Annotated in this window: 15 protein-coding genes; 6 read left to right on the top strand and 9 right to left on the bottom strand. The window is 71.9% G+C overall.

The genetic code is table 11. The features are described from left to right. Nucleotides 1–6: 6 nt before the first annotated feature. Nucleotides 7–636, bottom strand: a complete 630-nt coding sequence (locus tag LLS1_RS10430; protein WP_226655330.1) for a TetR/AcrR family transcriptional regulator — start codon at nucleotides 634–636, stop codon at nucleotides 7–9. Nucleotides 637–706: 70 nt separating this feature from the next. Between LLS1_RS10430 and LLS1_RS10425 the strand changes: the two genes are divergently transcribed. The 4 genes from LLS1_RS10425 to LLS1_RS10410 all read left to right on the top strand — a co-directional run bounded on the left by LLS1_RS10425 (nucleotide 707) and on the right by LLS1_RS10410 (nucleotide 3,103). Then, nucleotides 707–1,252 (top strand): hypothetical protein, encoded by a 546-nt coding sequence (locus LLS1_RS10425; RefSeq protein ID WP_226655328.1) that lies wholly within the window; start codon nucleotides 707–709, stop codon nucleotides 1,250–1,252. A 77-nt stretch (nucleotides 1,253–1,329) separates the two neighbouring features. Then, nucleotides 1,330–1,926 (top strand): DUF6230 family protein, encoded by a 597-nt coding sequence (locus LLS1_RS10420; protein WP_226655326.1) that lies wholly within the window; start codon nucleotides 1,330–1,332, stop codon nucleotides 1,924–1,926. Continuing rightward, entirely contained in the window at nucleotides 1,917–2,363 is a 447-nt protein-coding gene (locus tag LLS1_RS10415; RefSeq protein ID WP_226655324.1) for a DUF6114 domain-containing protein, read from the top strand. The genes LLS1_RS10420 and LLS1_RS10415 overlap by 10 nt, the downstream gene beginning before the upstream one ends. After that, nucleotides 2,360–3,103: a hypothetical protein gene (locus LLS1_RS10410; RefSeq protein ID WP_226655322.1), complete on the top strand. Its 744-nt coding sequence runs from the start codon at nucleotides 2,360–2,362 to the stop codon at nucleotides 3,101–3,103. Before LLS1_RS10415 ends, LLS1_RS10410 begins: the two co-directional genes overlap by 4 nt. A gap of 37 nt (nucleotides 3,104–3,140) precedes the next feature. Here LLS1_RS10410 and LLS1_RS10405 read toward each other — a convergent pair whose 3' ends face one another. After that, nucleotides 3,141–3,746 carry a DUF1992 domain-containing protein gene (locus LLS1_RS10405; RefSeq protein WP_226655320.1) on the bottom strand — a complete coding sequence of 202 codons (606 nt, stop codon included), beginning with the start codon at nucleotides 3,744–3,746 and terminating at the stop codon, nucleotides 3,141–3,143. 345 nt (nucleotides 3,747–4,091) lie between these two features. On the opposite strand from LLS1_RS10405, the gene LLS1_RS10400 reads away from it, so the two are divergent. Then, nucleotides 4,092–4,322 (top strand): PLD nuclease N-terminal domain-containing protein, encoded by a 231-nt coding sequence (locus LLS1_RS10400; protein WP_223357636.1) that lies wholly within the window; start codon nucleotides 4,092–4,094, stop codon nucleotides 4,320–4,322. Further along, nucleotides 4,319–5,032 carry a DUF3592 domain-containing protein gene (locus tag LLS1_RS10395; RefSeq protein WP_226655318.1) on the top strand — a complete coding sequence of 238 codons (714 nt, stop codon included), beginning with the start codon at nucleotides 4,319–4,321 and terminating at the stop codon, nucleotides 5,030–5,032. Before LLS1_RS10400 ends, LLS1_RS10395 begins: the two co-directional genes overlap by 4 nt. Before the next feature lie 369 nt (nucleotides 5,033–5,401). Here LLS1_RS10395 and LLS1_RS10390 read toward each other — a convergent pair whose 3' ends face one another. From LLS1_RS10390 to speB, 7 genes are all read right to left on the bottom strand, one after another. Further along, the gene (locus LLS1_RS10390; RefSeq protein ID WP_226655316.1) at nucleotides 5,402–6,808 is read right to left on the bottom strand and encodes an LPXTG cell wall anchor domain-containing protein; all 1,407 of its coding nucleotides are present in this window, start codon (nucleotides 6,806–6,808) and stop codon (nucleotides 5,402–5,404) included. 172 nt (nucleotides 6,809–6,980) lie between these two features. Continuing rightward, nucleotides 6,981–8,075 (bottom strand): acyl-CoA desaturase, encoded by a 1,095-nt coding sequence (locus LLS1_RS10385; RefSeq protein WP_226655314.1) that lies wholly within the window; start codon nucleotides 8,073–8,075, stop codon nucleotides 6,981–6,983. A gap of 123 nt (nucleotides 8,076–8,198) precedes the next feature. Then, nucleotides 8,199–9,671, bottom strand: a complete 1,473-nt coding sequence (locus LLS1_RS10380) for an FAD-dependent monooxygenase (RefSeq protein WP_226655312.1) — start codon at nucleotides 9,669–9,671, stop codon at nucleotides 8,199–8,201. Nucleotides 9,672–9,805: 134 nt separating this feature from the next. Continuing rightward, nucleotides 9,806–10,579 carry an SDR family NAD(P)-dependent oxidoreductase gene (locus tag LLS1_RS10375; RefSeq protein WP_226655310.1) on the bottom strand — a complete coding sequence of 258 codons (774 nt, stop codon included), beginning with the start codon at nucleotides 10,577–10,579 and terminating at the stop codon, nucleotides 9,806–9,808. Between the two features lie 48 nt (nucleotides 10,580–10,627). Beyond that, complete coding sequence (locus tag LLS1_RS10370; protein ID WP_226655308.1) at nucleotides 10,628–11,053, bottom strand: VOC family protein; 426 nt, start codon at nucleotides 11,051–11,053, stop codon at nucleotides 10,628–10,630. A 220-nt stretch (nucleotides 11,054–11,273) separates the two neighbouring features. After that, entirely contained in the window at nucleotides 11,274–12,266 is a 993-nt protein-coding gene (locus tag LLS1_RS10365; RefSeq protein WP_226655306.1) for a C-terminal binding protein, read from the bottom strand. Continuing rightward, nucleotides 12,259–13,284, bottom strand: coding sequence for an agmatinase (speB, locus tag LLS1_RS10360; protein WP_226655304.1), 1,026 nt, complete (start codon nucleotides 13,282–13,284; stop codon nucleotides 12,259–12,261). The genes LLS1_RS10365 and speB overlap by 8 nt, the downstream gene beginning before the upstream one ends. Nucleotides 13,285–13,290: the final 6 nt, after the last annotated feature.

Here is a 13,290-nt window from a genome sequence, read left to right as displayed (position 1 = left end):
GCCAGCCTAGGCGGCGAGGCGGTCGACCTCGGCGCGGAGGATGTCCAGCGCCCACTCCGGGGACCCGTCGCGCACGAGCAGGTGGAGGGCGAGGCCGTCGACGAGAGCGTGCAGGCGGAGCGCGTCCGTGCCGAGCGCGCGCTCTCGATCGGCGGCGTCCGCACCGGTGTCGTCCGCACCGGCGTCGGCACCCTCGGTCCCGGCTTCCCGGCGGAGGAGGCGAACCAGGTGGAGACATGCCCGCGACAGCGCCTGGTCGGCGATGTCGCGGATGCGGGCGAGGCCCGGCTCGGCGGGCGCTTCCGCGATGAGCGCGATGTTGACCTCCAGCTCGGCGCGGCCGTCCGCCGTCAGCGGAAGCAGCTCGGTGAGCACGTCGAGCGCGTATTCCCGGGGGTCGGCGCGGCGCGGGAGGGCCTGGATGCGGTCGGTGACGCGCTCGACCATCAGCTCGGCGGAGAACTCGATCAACTCGGTCCGCGTCGGGAACAGATGCCGGAGGGACCCGACCGCCACCTTCGCCTCCGCGGCCACGGTGCGAACCGAGACCGCTCCGAGACCACGATCGGCGATGACGCGCCAGACAGCCTGGGCGAGGTCGGCTTTGCGGGCGTCGTGGTCGATCGTGCGCGGCATGGAATCGGATGCTAGCACGAGCGTGCTAATTTGCTAGTACAATCGTGCTACCAACCAGGAAGGGGTGTCCGTGGTCGTCGCCGTGATCATCGCCTGCGAGGTCCTGTTCTGGGTCTTCATCGTCGCGGGGCTCAGTGCTCGCTATCTGCTCCGCCGGCGTCGCCTCGGGGCCGCGCTGCTCGCCCTCGCCCCGGTGACCGACGTGCTGCTCCTGGCCACGACCGCGATCGATCTCGCCGGAGGAGCGACGGCGACGGCAGCGCACGGTATCGCAGCGATCTACCTCGGCCTGTCGGTCGCATACGGGGACGCGATGATCCGGTGGGCGGACATCCGCTTCGCCCACCGCTTCGCCGACGGTCCTGCCCCGATCAGGCGCACAGGGGCGGACTACACCCGCGCCTGCTGGCGGGATGTGCTCCGCACCCTGCTCGGCGCCGCCATCGCCGCCGGCGTCATCGGCCTGCTGATCCTCGTCGCGGGAGATCCGGAACGCTCACAGGCGGTCGCGGCGTTCCTCCCGATCCTGTGCGTGGTGGTCGGGATCGACGCACTGTGGGCGGTCAGCTACACGATCTGGCCGCGTCCGGCCCCTCGAACGGGTGCCACCTATTGACAAACTGTCAATAACGTCTAGGTTTGCTCCTGGACCTGACCGCACTGGCGCTGTCACGGCCCCGAACAGGAGGATCGATGAGGTTTCGAAAGTTCGCCGGCACCCACGGGGGCCGCATCGTGCTCGCCGCCGTGCCCGTCGCCGTGGTGTCGACACTGCTGATGGCGGGAGTCGCGCAGGGAGCCGTGCCCGTGTCGTTCGCCGTCTCGGGCAGCCAATTCCAGATCTCCGCCTCGAAGCTGGAGGGCAGCGGATTCTCGCAGTACGCGGGCGTCGCACCCGACACTGCGGGCACAGAGCACCAGGTCGCGATCGCCAACATCAAGTCGGCGACACTGGCCGACCTCTGCCAGTCGGTCGTCACCGACACCCCGCTCGGCAAGGTCGGCATGCTCATCACCGCGGGCGGGGGCGGTTCGCCCGCCTCGGCCTCCGACCTCCAGATCGGCATGACCGACCTCAAGGGCGACTCGCAGTTCGGCAACATCAGGATCGGCGTCGACGCCTCCGCGGTCAACACGGCCGCCAAGGGCACCGCAGGCGACTTCGCACAGGACGCCGACACCGTCACGATCTCGAACCTGCAGCAGACGGCCTGGAGCACGCAGGCCTCCGTGTTCACCCTCACCGGAATGCACGTGCAGCTGACGGACGGTTCCAAGGGGTGCTTCTGAACGCGGCGGCCGCGGCGTCGGGCGGCCGGACGGCGGGCGTCGTCCGCGCCCCCTCCGGCTCGCGGCGCGCACGGTTCCGCTCCTGGCGTCGCTCCCGTCCATTCGTCGGCGGGCTGCTCACGGCGCTCGGCGGCATCGAGCTGTTCTTCTCCGGGCAGCTCGACATCGGCAAGATCCACGTGCAGCTCGGGATCGAGGGTCTCCAGGCGACGATCATCCCGATCGTGCTGGTGCTGCTCGGCGTCCTGGCCGTCGCGATGCCCGCCCACCACGTCTTCTACGGGGTCATCGCCCTCGCGGTCGCCGTGTACTCGCTCGTCGGCGTCAACCTCGGCGGGTTCTTCGTCGGGATGCTGCTGGCCAGCGTCGGAGGCGTGCTCACGGTGGCATGGATGCCGAAGAAGACCTCGACCGACGCCGGAGACGACGAGCGATGAGCCCGCACGGCAGGCGGACGCGGCCCGGCGTCATGGTCGGCGCTCTGCTGGCGTGCGTGGTCGTCGCCGTGGGCGGTCTCGGCGCGGCGCGCCTCCCGGCCACCGCGCGCAGCGAGTTCTGCATCCCGATCCTGATCCCGTGCTCGACACCGACTCCGACACCGACACCGACACCCTCGCCGGGGTCCGGGACCGGGGGCGGCTCGGGCGCGCCGGGCTCACCGCTCGACCCGCTGCTGCCCACGCCGACGCCCGCACCGGGCGCTCCGGGCTCAACGCCCTCCGCGCCCGCGACGCCGGCTCCGGCGCCCACCGACGACACGAGCGCCCCGATCTTCACTCAGCCGCCGGCCCAGCTCGGCAGCCAGTCGCTCTCGTTCACCGGGCTCAGCGGTATCGCCGTCGTGAACGTGCCGCTGGCCGACGGCAGCCGCGTCCCCGCGCTGAGGATCTCGGCCGAGAGCATCACGATCGGCGGCTTCAGCCTCACCGTGCGGCATGACACCGGCCCGTCGCTCGCCACCACGGCGGACACGATGACGTTGAAGGGCCACGTGCAGGTCTACCTGAACTCGATCACCGCGACGACAGCCGACGGGCGCTCCCTGACCCTCGGCGCCGACACTCCTCCCCCGGCGGACGGGGTGCCGAACGACCTGCTGCGCGTGACGCTCGGGCTCGTGGGCGCGACGGCCGACTCCATCGTCTACACGAACACGAAGCAGCACCTCTCGGAGTGAGCCCGGCGCGGTGAGGCCGGCGCGGTGACACGGCCCCTCAGCGGGCGCGGCGCAGACGGCGGCGTTCGCGGCGGCTCAGCGCGGCATACGCCTCCGCCTCCGCCCGGCGCCGTTCCTCGGCGACCCGGAGTCGTTCGGCACGGCGCTTCGCCCACGCCGCGACCTCCGCGTCCGCATCCCGCGTCGCGGTGACGACGGGAGGGCCGCCCTGCAGCTGGCGGCGCGCCTCCCGTACCCGGCGGTTGAAGTCCTCGACGTGCTCGCGCACGGCGCGTTCGGAGCCGAGGCGATCCAGACGCTCGGCGAACTCCCTGTCCTCCGTGCGGAGCGTGAGAGCGGGCGGCCCCAGGCCGGTGAGCTTCTCGCGCTCGATCTTGCGCCGGATCCACCAGTCGGGATCGTGCGTGCCGGTCAGGCCCGGCAGCGGCTTGCCGGCGCCGGGCAGGTCGTCGAAGTCGCCACGGCGGATGGCCTGCTGGATGGCGTTCTCGATCACGTGCGCCCGCTGGTCCATCGACGGCTGACCGGCGTTCGCCTCCTCCACCTCCTCGCCGCGCTCCTGCGCCTCCCTGCGGAGCCGGTAGCGCACGGCGTCGACGCGGGCATCCCCCTGCTGCGGCGCGGGCTCGCGGGAGTCGGACATGCCTCCACCCTACGCGCGGCCCGCGGGGAGGCTCCGGACGCGGTCGCAGCGGCGGTGATCTCCCTGGAGGCGCACATGCGTCGCTGAGAGCAGAACCCCTGATATCCGTTGACTTCTCAGCGATCGGCTCTACTGTGTTGGGTGACCACGGCGTCCCGCATGGCGGCGCCGCGCGGCCGGACGGCGCGCCGACCCGCTGGGGCGGGCCGCCACCGCGATAACCGGCAGGCGACGGCCGGCTTCTCGGGTGAGCCGGTCGTCGTTGCGCGCGGACGGTAGAGTGGCGGCGCGGGCCGGAGGCGATGCCGAGCGCGCGCACCGACGCCGACATGAGGGGGAAATGCCATGCTGAGCGGACTCGCGGGATGGCACACGATCATGCTGCTGGTGTGGGTGGTCCCCCTCGTGCTCTGGGTGATCGCCCTCGTGCAGATCGCGCTGAGCCGCACCACCGCCGCGTATGTGATCGCGTGGATCGCGATCGCGACCCTGGTTCCCGTGATCGGCGCCATCCTGTGGTTCACGCTCGGACGGACGAACGCACCCGCCAACCGGTCGACGGGAGGCGCCGCATGAGCACCGTCGACCCGTCCCGCGCCCGCGCCGCCCGCCAGGCGCGTCGCCCCAGCACGACGCGCGTCGTCGTCCTGCTGGTCGTGCTGTTCGCCGGCGGAGTGCTCATGGGATGGGGGTGGGGCGGCTTCGCCCTCATCGGCGAGGATGCCGAACCTCCCGTCGGCGCGGTGCTCGGAGCGGTCGGCGGCCTGATCCTCTCCGTCGCCGGATTCGCCGGCTGGACGGCGACGATGCTGCGCCGGTCGGATGTCGGCCTCGGATACGGCGCCGCGGCGGAGCTCCTCGGTGGCGGCGCCGGTCTGATGGCCGTCCTCCAGGGCACGCAGAACGTCGTCGCCCACGGGATCGCGTGGGCGCTGTTCGTGCTCGGCGCGTTCTTCCTCGTCCTCGGCGCCTCCGCCGCGGCCGCCCGCCGACGCCAGGGCTCACGGGACGAGCGCATCATGGAGTCCGGAATGCTCACCACGGCGACCGTGAGCGACAAGGGCTACGACTTCTTCCACGAGAGCTCGCGCATCCTCACCACCGTCACGTTCACCTTCACCGACCTCCAGGGCACGCAGCGCTGGGTGCAGAAGACCGTGCTGATCGAGCAGTCCGCCCCGATCATGGAGGGTCAGGAGACCCGCCTCTGGTACGACGCGGCGAACCCGGGCGACACCCGCAGCATCGTGGTGGAGCTGGCGCGCGCGAACGCGCTGCGCCGCTGAGTCGCGGCCGCCGCTGTTCGGGACGACTGCGGCGGGGCGCCGCACCGCGAACGTCCCGAACCGGCGCAGACGTTCGCGAGACGGGCCTTGCGCTGCCACGTCGGTGCGGCCGCTCTGTGCCGGACGGGTGCGGCACGCTCCAGGCGACGACTCAGTCGTAGCCGAGGATGACGACGTCGTCCTCGCGCAACCGATCGACGTCGGGCTGTTCTTCGAGGACGGCGCTGGCGAGCATGCCTGGGATGCTACGTCGCGTCCCGTGCACGCCTGAATCGACACGGTGTCCAATCCGCGCGCTCGCGTCGACACCGCGTCCAGCACGACGACGGCCCCCGTTCCAGGAACGGGGGCCGTCGCTGGTGAGGTGCGTTACGCCTGCGCGGAGCGACGACGGCGCGCGACCAGCACACCGGCGGCGCCGAGCAGGACGAGGAGGCCACCGATCGTCGCCGGGATCGCGGCGTCGGATCCCGTCGCGGCGAGCGCGGCGGTCGTGGTGACGGCGGCGACGCTCAGGGCGACCGCCTGGACGCCGCCCGAGCTCTGCCCGACCAGTACGAGCGTGTGCGATCCGGCGGCCAGCTGAGCGAGCACGTCGGCGCTCAGCGTGACCTGGACCTTACCGTCGACGACCGGGAACGAGCCCAGGAGGATCGGGGTCGAGTACACGTAGACGTCGACGAACGAGTCCGCCGAGGTCCACTCGACCGAGGCCGTGTATCCCTTCGTCGGGTCGAGCGTCGCCGGCAGGCCCGCCGAGAGCGGAGTGCCGGGCGTGACGCCGTTCGCAGCGAGGTAGGCCGGGAGCGCGTCCGAGTTCGGCACCGGGGCCACGGCGGCGGGCTTCTGCGGGGCGGTGACGACGCCGGTCGTGCTGCTGCGGACCCACGCGGTCGTGTGCCCGGCGAGCGTCGCGGTCACGATGACGCCGACGCTCATGCCCACCTCGGCGTCGGTGACGGTGTAGCTGTCCGTCGTGCTGCCGAGTTCGCTGCCGGACTGGCCCGAGCTGGCGAACCACTGGTACGAGAACTGCGAACCCTCCGGGAACCCGGCCGGGGACACGGTCAGCGTCGTGCCGACGGTCGCAGCACCCGCGACCGTCGCGGTGCCGGTGGGGACGAACGAGTACGTGGTGCCGTTGAAAGTGACGGAGTCGACGTCCGCCTGCGTGCCGGCCTCGGTGAGCACGCCGAAACCGAGCACCTGGACGGTGTCGACGTCGAGCGCGGCGAGGAAGTCGCCGAGGGTGGCCGAGTCGTTCTTGGCGTAGAGCGGCGCGCCGTCGGCGTCGGTGATCGCCGTGCTGGTGACCCAGGTGTCGGTCAGCGCAGCGGTGTTGGCGCCCTCGACCGGCGACGCCGGGCGCAGCGTCGTGAACTTGGGTGCCGTCGCATCCCCGTAGAAGAGGGGGAGCTGGAAGTACGCGGAGTTCCACGAGGTCTTCCAGGAGACGCCTCCGGCCTGCACGAGGCTCTCGAGCTGCGCCCCGGTCAGGCGCTCCTGCTCGGTGTAGCCGTAGAGGATCTGCGACTCGCCGGTCAGCTCGAGGCCGTTGGCGCCCACGACCGCACGGTGTTCGGCGTTCGCGTACCCCTGGTGCCAGCCCGGGTAGGTGTCCTCGTTCGAGCGGATGTCCTGCTGGTGGACCTCCACGGTGGCCGGGGCGGCGTGTGCGGGTGCGGAGGCGACGAGCGCCATCCCGCCCGCGATGACCGCACTCAGACCGACGGCCGCAGCGCGTGCGGCCCAGGTGGTGTTCTTCGTCGAATTCACAGTGTCAATGACCCATTCACGTCGGTGTCGCTCGTCTGGTGTGCAACCGGGGCGTGGGCGCGCGTGAACACGTGCGATTCCCCCTGTTATCCCTTGAGCTTAGGCGTTGGTTGACTACTGCAACTATTACCCGAATGGGGGTCATTTCACCGTGCGTCGCCGCCCGCGGCCGTCAGGCCCGGCGGAACTGGGTGACCATCGGGCAGTCGAACGGGTCACGTGCGGAGAGGCCGACGCGGTTCAGGTAGTCGATCACGATCCGATACGACCGCACCAGCCCGGTCTCCGTGTACGGGATGCCGTGGGTCGCGCAGTGCGCGCGCACCATCCGGCGAGCGCGGGCGAGGCTGGGCCGCGGCATACTCGGGAACAGGTGGTGCTCCACCTGGTGGTTGAGGCCTCCCATGAGGAGGTCCATCCACCAGCCGCCGCGGATGTTGCGGGAGGTGAGCACCTGCTTGCTGAGGAAGTCGACGCGGGCTCCGGCCGGCAGTTGCGGCATGCCCTTGTGGTTCGGCGCGAACGACGCGCCCATGTAGACGCCGAAGACGGCGAGCTGCACGCCCAGGAAGGCGAACGCCATCCCGACCGGGAGCATGAGGAAGACGATCGCCACATAGACGGAGAGACGGGTGCCGATCGCGACGAGTTCGCGCCGGCGTCCGTCGACCTTGCGCACCTCGACGAGGGAGCGGATCGAGGTGACGTGGAGGTTGACGCCTTCCAGCAGGAGCAGCGGGAAGAACAAGTGACCCTGTCTGCGGGTGATCGCCGCCAGCAGGCCGGTGGCGCGGGCTGCGTCGTCCGTCGTGAACGAGATCGTGTCGCGCGCGATGTCGGGGTCTTTGCCGACGACGTTGGGGTTGGCGTGGTGCCGGGTGTGCTTCGTCATCCACCACTGGTAGCTCATGCCCACCAGCCAGGTGACGATGAACCGCCCCGCGCGGTCGTTGGCCGGGCCGGACGCGAACACCTGCCGGTGGGATGCCTCGTGACCGAGGAAGGCGAGCTGCGTGAAGATGACCCCCAGGACCGCGGCGATCAGCAGCTGGAACCAGGAGTCGCCGAGGAGGACGAATCCGGCGGATGCGCCGGCCAGGCCGACGATCAGCACGGCGAAGACCCCGGCGTAGAACCCGCGGCGGCGCTCCAGGAGACCGGCTCCGCGGACCTCCCCGAGCAGTTCGTTGTACGTGCTGGTGACCGGCGCCCGGCCTTCAGGACGCGTGCGCGTCGGACGGACCGGTCCGAGAGTGGATGTGGGCATGCGCCCCTCCGCTGGTTCAGGCGACTTCCCAGCCGAGGTGAGGGGCAGTTTGCCCGAGATGCTGCAACCGTACGCGGCGAAGCTGGGCACCAGCCGCGTAGCGGGCGATCCGCGCCGCGCAGCTCACTCCGCCTCGCCGAACCACCGGCGCAGCCGCTCCTCCAGCCCGGCCTGATCGCTGCCGATCCAGACGACATGACCGTCGGGCCGCACCAGGATCGCCGACGCATCGAGCTCGTCGCTGCGCGCGACGAGGAGGTCGACACGATCCTCCCACCCCGTCACGGAGAGCGCGCCCGACGGGTCGAGCAGCAGCCCGCGCCCGGTGCGCAGGTGCTCGTACAGCCGGCCGCCGCCCGCGAGCGGGATGTCGCGCAGGCGGCGCCCCACCAGCTCCGGCGCGTTCCCGTCACCGGCGCCGTCGACGTCGTAGCGGATGCCCGTGCCACTGATCCGCTCGGCCAGGAACCGGGCGACGTCGTCGAACGAGAGGAGGTCCTCGACGACCCGGCGCACGGCCTGCGGCCCCGGCTCGGCCGCGATCAGCACGCTCTGCGCCCGGGTGAGGGTGAGCACATCGTCGGCGACGGCGTACCGCTCCGTGAAGTACGTGTCGAGCAGTCCCTCCGGCGCGGTGCCCGCGATCTCGGCGGCGAGCTTCCAGCCGAGGTTGACCGCGTCCTGGATGCCCAGGTTCAATCCCTGCCCGCCGAGCGGTGGGTGGACGTGCGCCGCATCGCCCGCCAGCAGCACCCGGCCGACGCGATACCGCTCCGCCAGCCGCGTGGCGTCGGTGAAGCGCGACAGCGACCGCGGCGAATGCACGCCGAAATCCGTGCCCGCGTAGGCGCGGAGCTGCGTGCGGAACTCCTCCAGGGTCGGCGGAACGGAGCGGTCTTCCGCGACCGAGGCCGCGGGTACGACGGCGCGGTAGCGTCCGTCGCCGGCGGGCCCGATGCCGAAGCCGCGGTGCGTCTTCCGCACCTCCGCCCCCACGGTCGCGATCTCCTCCGCGGACGCCGTGACCTCCACCTCGCCCAGCAGCCATTCGGTCGCGGCCGCCTCGCCGGGAAAGCCGACGCCCAGGAGCGTCCGCACCCTGCTGCGCCCGCCGTCGGCGCCGATCAGCCAGGACGCGCGCAGCCGCTCTCCGTCCGCGAGGTCGACCGTCACGCCGTCGTCGTCCTGCGCGAATCCGACGAGCTCGGCGCCCCTGCGGATCTCCGCCCCCAGCTCGGCCGCGCGCTCGGTCAGCAGCCGGTCGGTGACCGGTTGCGGGATGCCGAGGAGGTAGGCGTGAGCGCTGTCGAGCCGCAGCGGACGGGGGCCGGTCAGCCCGGCGAAGGAGCCGACGGCCCCGGGATAAGGCGTCCCGTGCTCGAGGAACCGCTCCAGCATGCCCCGCGCATCCAGGAGCTCGATGCTCCGCGGCTGCAGACCCAGTGCTCGCACCGCCTCCGTCGGCTCGGCGTCCCGCTCCAGGACCAGCACGGACACGCCGTGGAGCCGCAGCTCCGCCGCCAGCATCATCCCCGTCGGACCACCCCCGCTGACGATCGCATCGTATCTGTCGGGAACCGTTGCCGGACCGCCCATGACCACCCCGCTTCTCGCCGCCGGATCTCGGCCGCGACCAGCCATTCTGGTGCATCACACTGTGCTTGCCGCAAGCCCCGGGGGCTCCGGTATCCTGGAAATGCAGGCACCGGTCGCCCGCGCGCCGTGCTTCCTCACATCGTCTGGCGCATCCCGCCGTCGATCACGACATCCGCGCCGGTGAGGTTGCCGAGGAGCGGGCTCGCGAGCATGACCACCAGCGTGGCGACCTCCTCCGGTGTGGTGAACCTCCCGGTCACCATCGCCTGTTCCGCACCGCGCCGCACCTCGTCCGGCGAGCCTCCCCCGGCCGCGGAGACCGTCTGCGCCACCCCGCCCGCGCCGAGCCACAGCGCCGTCGCCACCGGCCCCGGACTGATCGAGTTGACCCGGATGCCGCGCGGGCCGAGCTCCTTCGACAGCGACTTCGAGAAGCTCAGGGCCGCCGCCTTCGCCGCGCTGTAGTCCATCACCAGCGGGTCGGCGAGCAGGGAGTTCTCGCTCGCGATCGTGACGATCGCGGCGCCGTCGGGGAGCAGATCGAGCAGCGAACGCGTCACGCGCACGCCCGCGAGCGCGTTCAGCTCGTACGTCCGCATCCAGTCGTCGTCCGTGATGGAGGCGAAGCCGCCCGGCCGCGGCGGCGCCGAGCCGACGTTGTTGACGAGCACGTCGACCCGGTCGCCCACCGCCTCCCGCAGCCGGTCGATCTGGGCGGGGTCGGACAGGTCCGCCGCCACGAAGCGGAAACGGGGGTCCGCCGCGAGGGCGGTGATCTCGTCGGTCGCGGTGCGGGCGACGCCGACGACGGTCGCACCCTCGGCCAGCAGCGCACGGACGGTCGCGAGACCGATCCCCCTGCTGGCTCCGGTGACGACGGCGGATGTGTCGGTGAGGTGAAGGTCCACGTCGCGACTATGCCCCGCCCAGGGGTGCGCGCACCAGGGGTCATCGCGTCACTGCAGGCAGAACTCGTTCTCCTCCGGGTCCCGCATCTGGTAGTAGTGCTCGGGCAGCGGCCCCCAGCTCTGGTCGACGAGCCGCACGACGGTCGCGCCCAGCGCCACGAGCCGATCCCGCTCGGCGTCGAGCTCCTCGGGCGTCGGCCGGCGCCCCGGCGTCGCCTGGATGTCCAGGTGCAGCCGGTTGCGCCCGGCCTTCGGCCCGTCCGCGTGATGGAAGAAGAACCGCGGCCCGCTCCTGTCCGGACTCTCGGCGATGGCCCTCTTCCACAGCTCGTCCGCGGGGACGCCGCCTGCGATCAGCATCTCGCGGAACTCCCCCTCGATCCGCTGCGGCGGATAGTGGAACGCAGCGGCCCAGAAATCAGCAAGGGCCTGTGGATCGTTCGCGTAGAACACGATGTTGCCGAGACCGGCCATGGGGTGAGTCCTCTCCGGTGAGGGTGGGTGCATGACGACATCGATCCTGCCCCGCCCGCCGCTCACGGTCCAGGTGCGCACGTCCTCTCCGGCGCGGCCACCCCCGCACCTCCCGGCCCAGCCGCCGGAGGGTCATGAAGCAGCCGAGCGCTGCGAACAGCAGCGCGAGCACCACCTGAGGCAGGTACGCCAGGCCCGCGAGGTGCGGAGCCGACACCGCTCACACCCGGTTGACCGGCGCCTCCGGCGCTCCCTCGCGCACCGCGTCCACCGCGTTCTGCGCCTGCACCCGCACGTACTCCCCCTCGGTGAAGCGCGAGAAGTACGCGATGTGCGGAGTCAGCACCACATCGTCACGCCCGACGAGGGGATGCCCTGCGGCGGGCGGCTCCTGGTCGAGCACGTCGAGTGCAGCGCCCGCCAGGTTGCCACGGTCGAGCGCATCCACCAGGGCGGCGTTGTCGAGGAGGCCGCCGCGGGAGACGTTGATCAGGCGGGAGCCGGCGGGCATCGCGGCGAGGAACCCCGCGTCGACCATCCCCGTCGTCTCGGGGGTCAACGGCATGTGCAGCGACAGCGCGTCGGAGGCGGCGCGCACCTCCTCCAGGCTCGCCCGCTCGATGCCGAGCCGGCCGAGGTCGGCGACGATCTCCGGCGTGTCCGGCAGCATCGGGTCATAGCCGAGCACGCGGCCGAAGAGCGGGCCGGCGAGGCGGGCGAACTCGCGGCCGATCCGCCCGAGGCCGAGGATGCCGAGGGTCTGCTCGCTCAAGCGCGGCGGCGGGGAGGCGGCGCGCTCGTTCCACCGGTCCGGTGTCGCGGAGGCCGTGTAGAACGGGAGCTGGCGCGCGCTCGCGAGGAGGAGCGCGAGCGCGTGCGTCGCGACCTCCTCCGTCGCGGCGCCGGGCACGTTCGTCACCCAGACGCCGTGCTCGGTGGCGGCCTCCACATCCACGTAGTCGAAGCCCATCGACATGAGGGCGACGACCTTCAGCCGCGGCAGTGCGGCGATCATCTCGCGGGTGACGGCGGCGTAGCCGGGAAGGAGGGCGTCCGCGTCCTGCGCCCCCGCGACGATCGCAGCGGGGTCGCGGGTGCCGAGCACGCGCACCTCGAAGCCCTGCGCCTCCAGCAGTGCGATGCCGGGAGCCGGGTCGGTGTCCTCGACGTCGGTGTAGACCGCGACCGGGCGGCGGTCGGCGGCGTCAGTCATCGGCCGCCCCGCGGGGATGCGCACTGCCCTCGCGCACGATCACCTGCGCCATCGCGGTCATCAGCTCGTAGGCGACGTGCGCGGCGGCGATGCCGGTCACCTGGGCGTGGTCGTAGGCGGGGGCGACCTCCACCACGTCCGCGCCGACGATGTTCAGATCGGTGAGGCCGCGGAGGATCCGCAGCAGCTCGCGGCTGGTCAGGCCGCCGGCCTCCGGCGTCCCGGTTCCCGGCGCGTGTGCCGGATCGAGCACGTCGATGTCGATCGAGATGTAGAGCGGACGGTCGCCGACGCGCGCGCGGATGCGCTCGAGGGCGGCCGGGATGCCGTGCTCCTCGATGTACTCGCTCGACACGATCGAGAAGCCCAGACGCGCGTCGTCCTCGAGGTCCTGCTTGCTGTAGAGCGGACCGCGGGTGCCGACGTGCACGGACGCGGTGCGGTCGAGGTAGCCCTCCTCCGACGCCCGCCGGAAGGGGGTGCCGTGCGTGATCGGCTCGTCGAAGTAGGTGTCCCAGGTGTCGAGGTGCGCGTCGAAGTGCAGCACCGCCACCGGTCCGTGCTTCGCGCTGACGGCCTTGAGGAGCGGGTACGCGATGGTGTGATCGCCGCCGATCGTGAGGATGCGCCGCACCCGGTCGCCGAGCGCGCCCGCGGCCTCCGCGATCTGGTTCACCGCCTCGTCGATGTGGAACGGGTTGACCGCGATGTCGCCGGCGTCGGCGACCTGCACGGCCTCCCAGCCCGAGAAGTCCTGGGCCGGGTTGTACGGCCGCAGCAGACGGCTGGAGGCGCGCACGTGCTCCGGGCCGAAGCGGGCGCCGGGACGATAGCTGACGCCGGTGTCGAACGGGATTCCGACGACCGCGAGGTCCACCGCGGGAACGTCCTCGAGCCGCGGGAGGCGGGCGAAGGTCGAGAGCCCGGCGTACCGCGGGGTCTTCGAGGCGTCGGCCGGCCCGACGGGCGGGGTGGCCGGGGTGCTGGTGGCCGGGGTGCTGGTGGGGATCGTGCTCATGGGTCT

It is taken from the genome of Leifsonia sp. LS1, from assembly GCF_020521355.1.
GTDB lineage: Bacteria > Actinomycetota > Actinomycetes > Actinomycetales > Microbacteriaceae > Leifsonia.
This window is presented reverse-complemented; position numbering and strand designations above follow the sequence as displayed.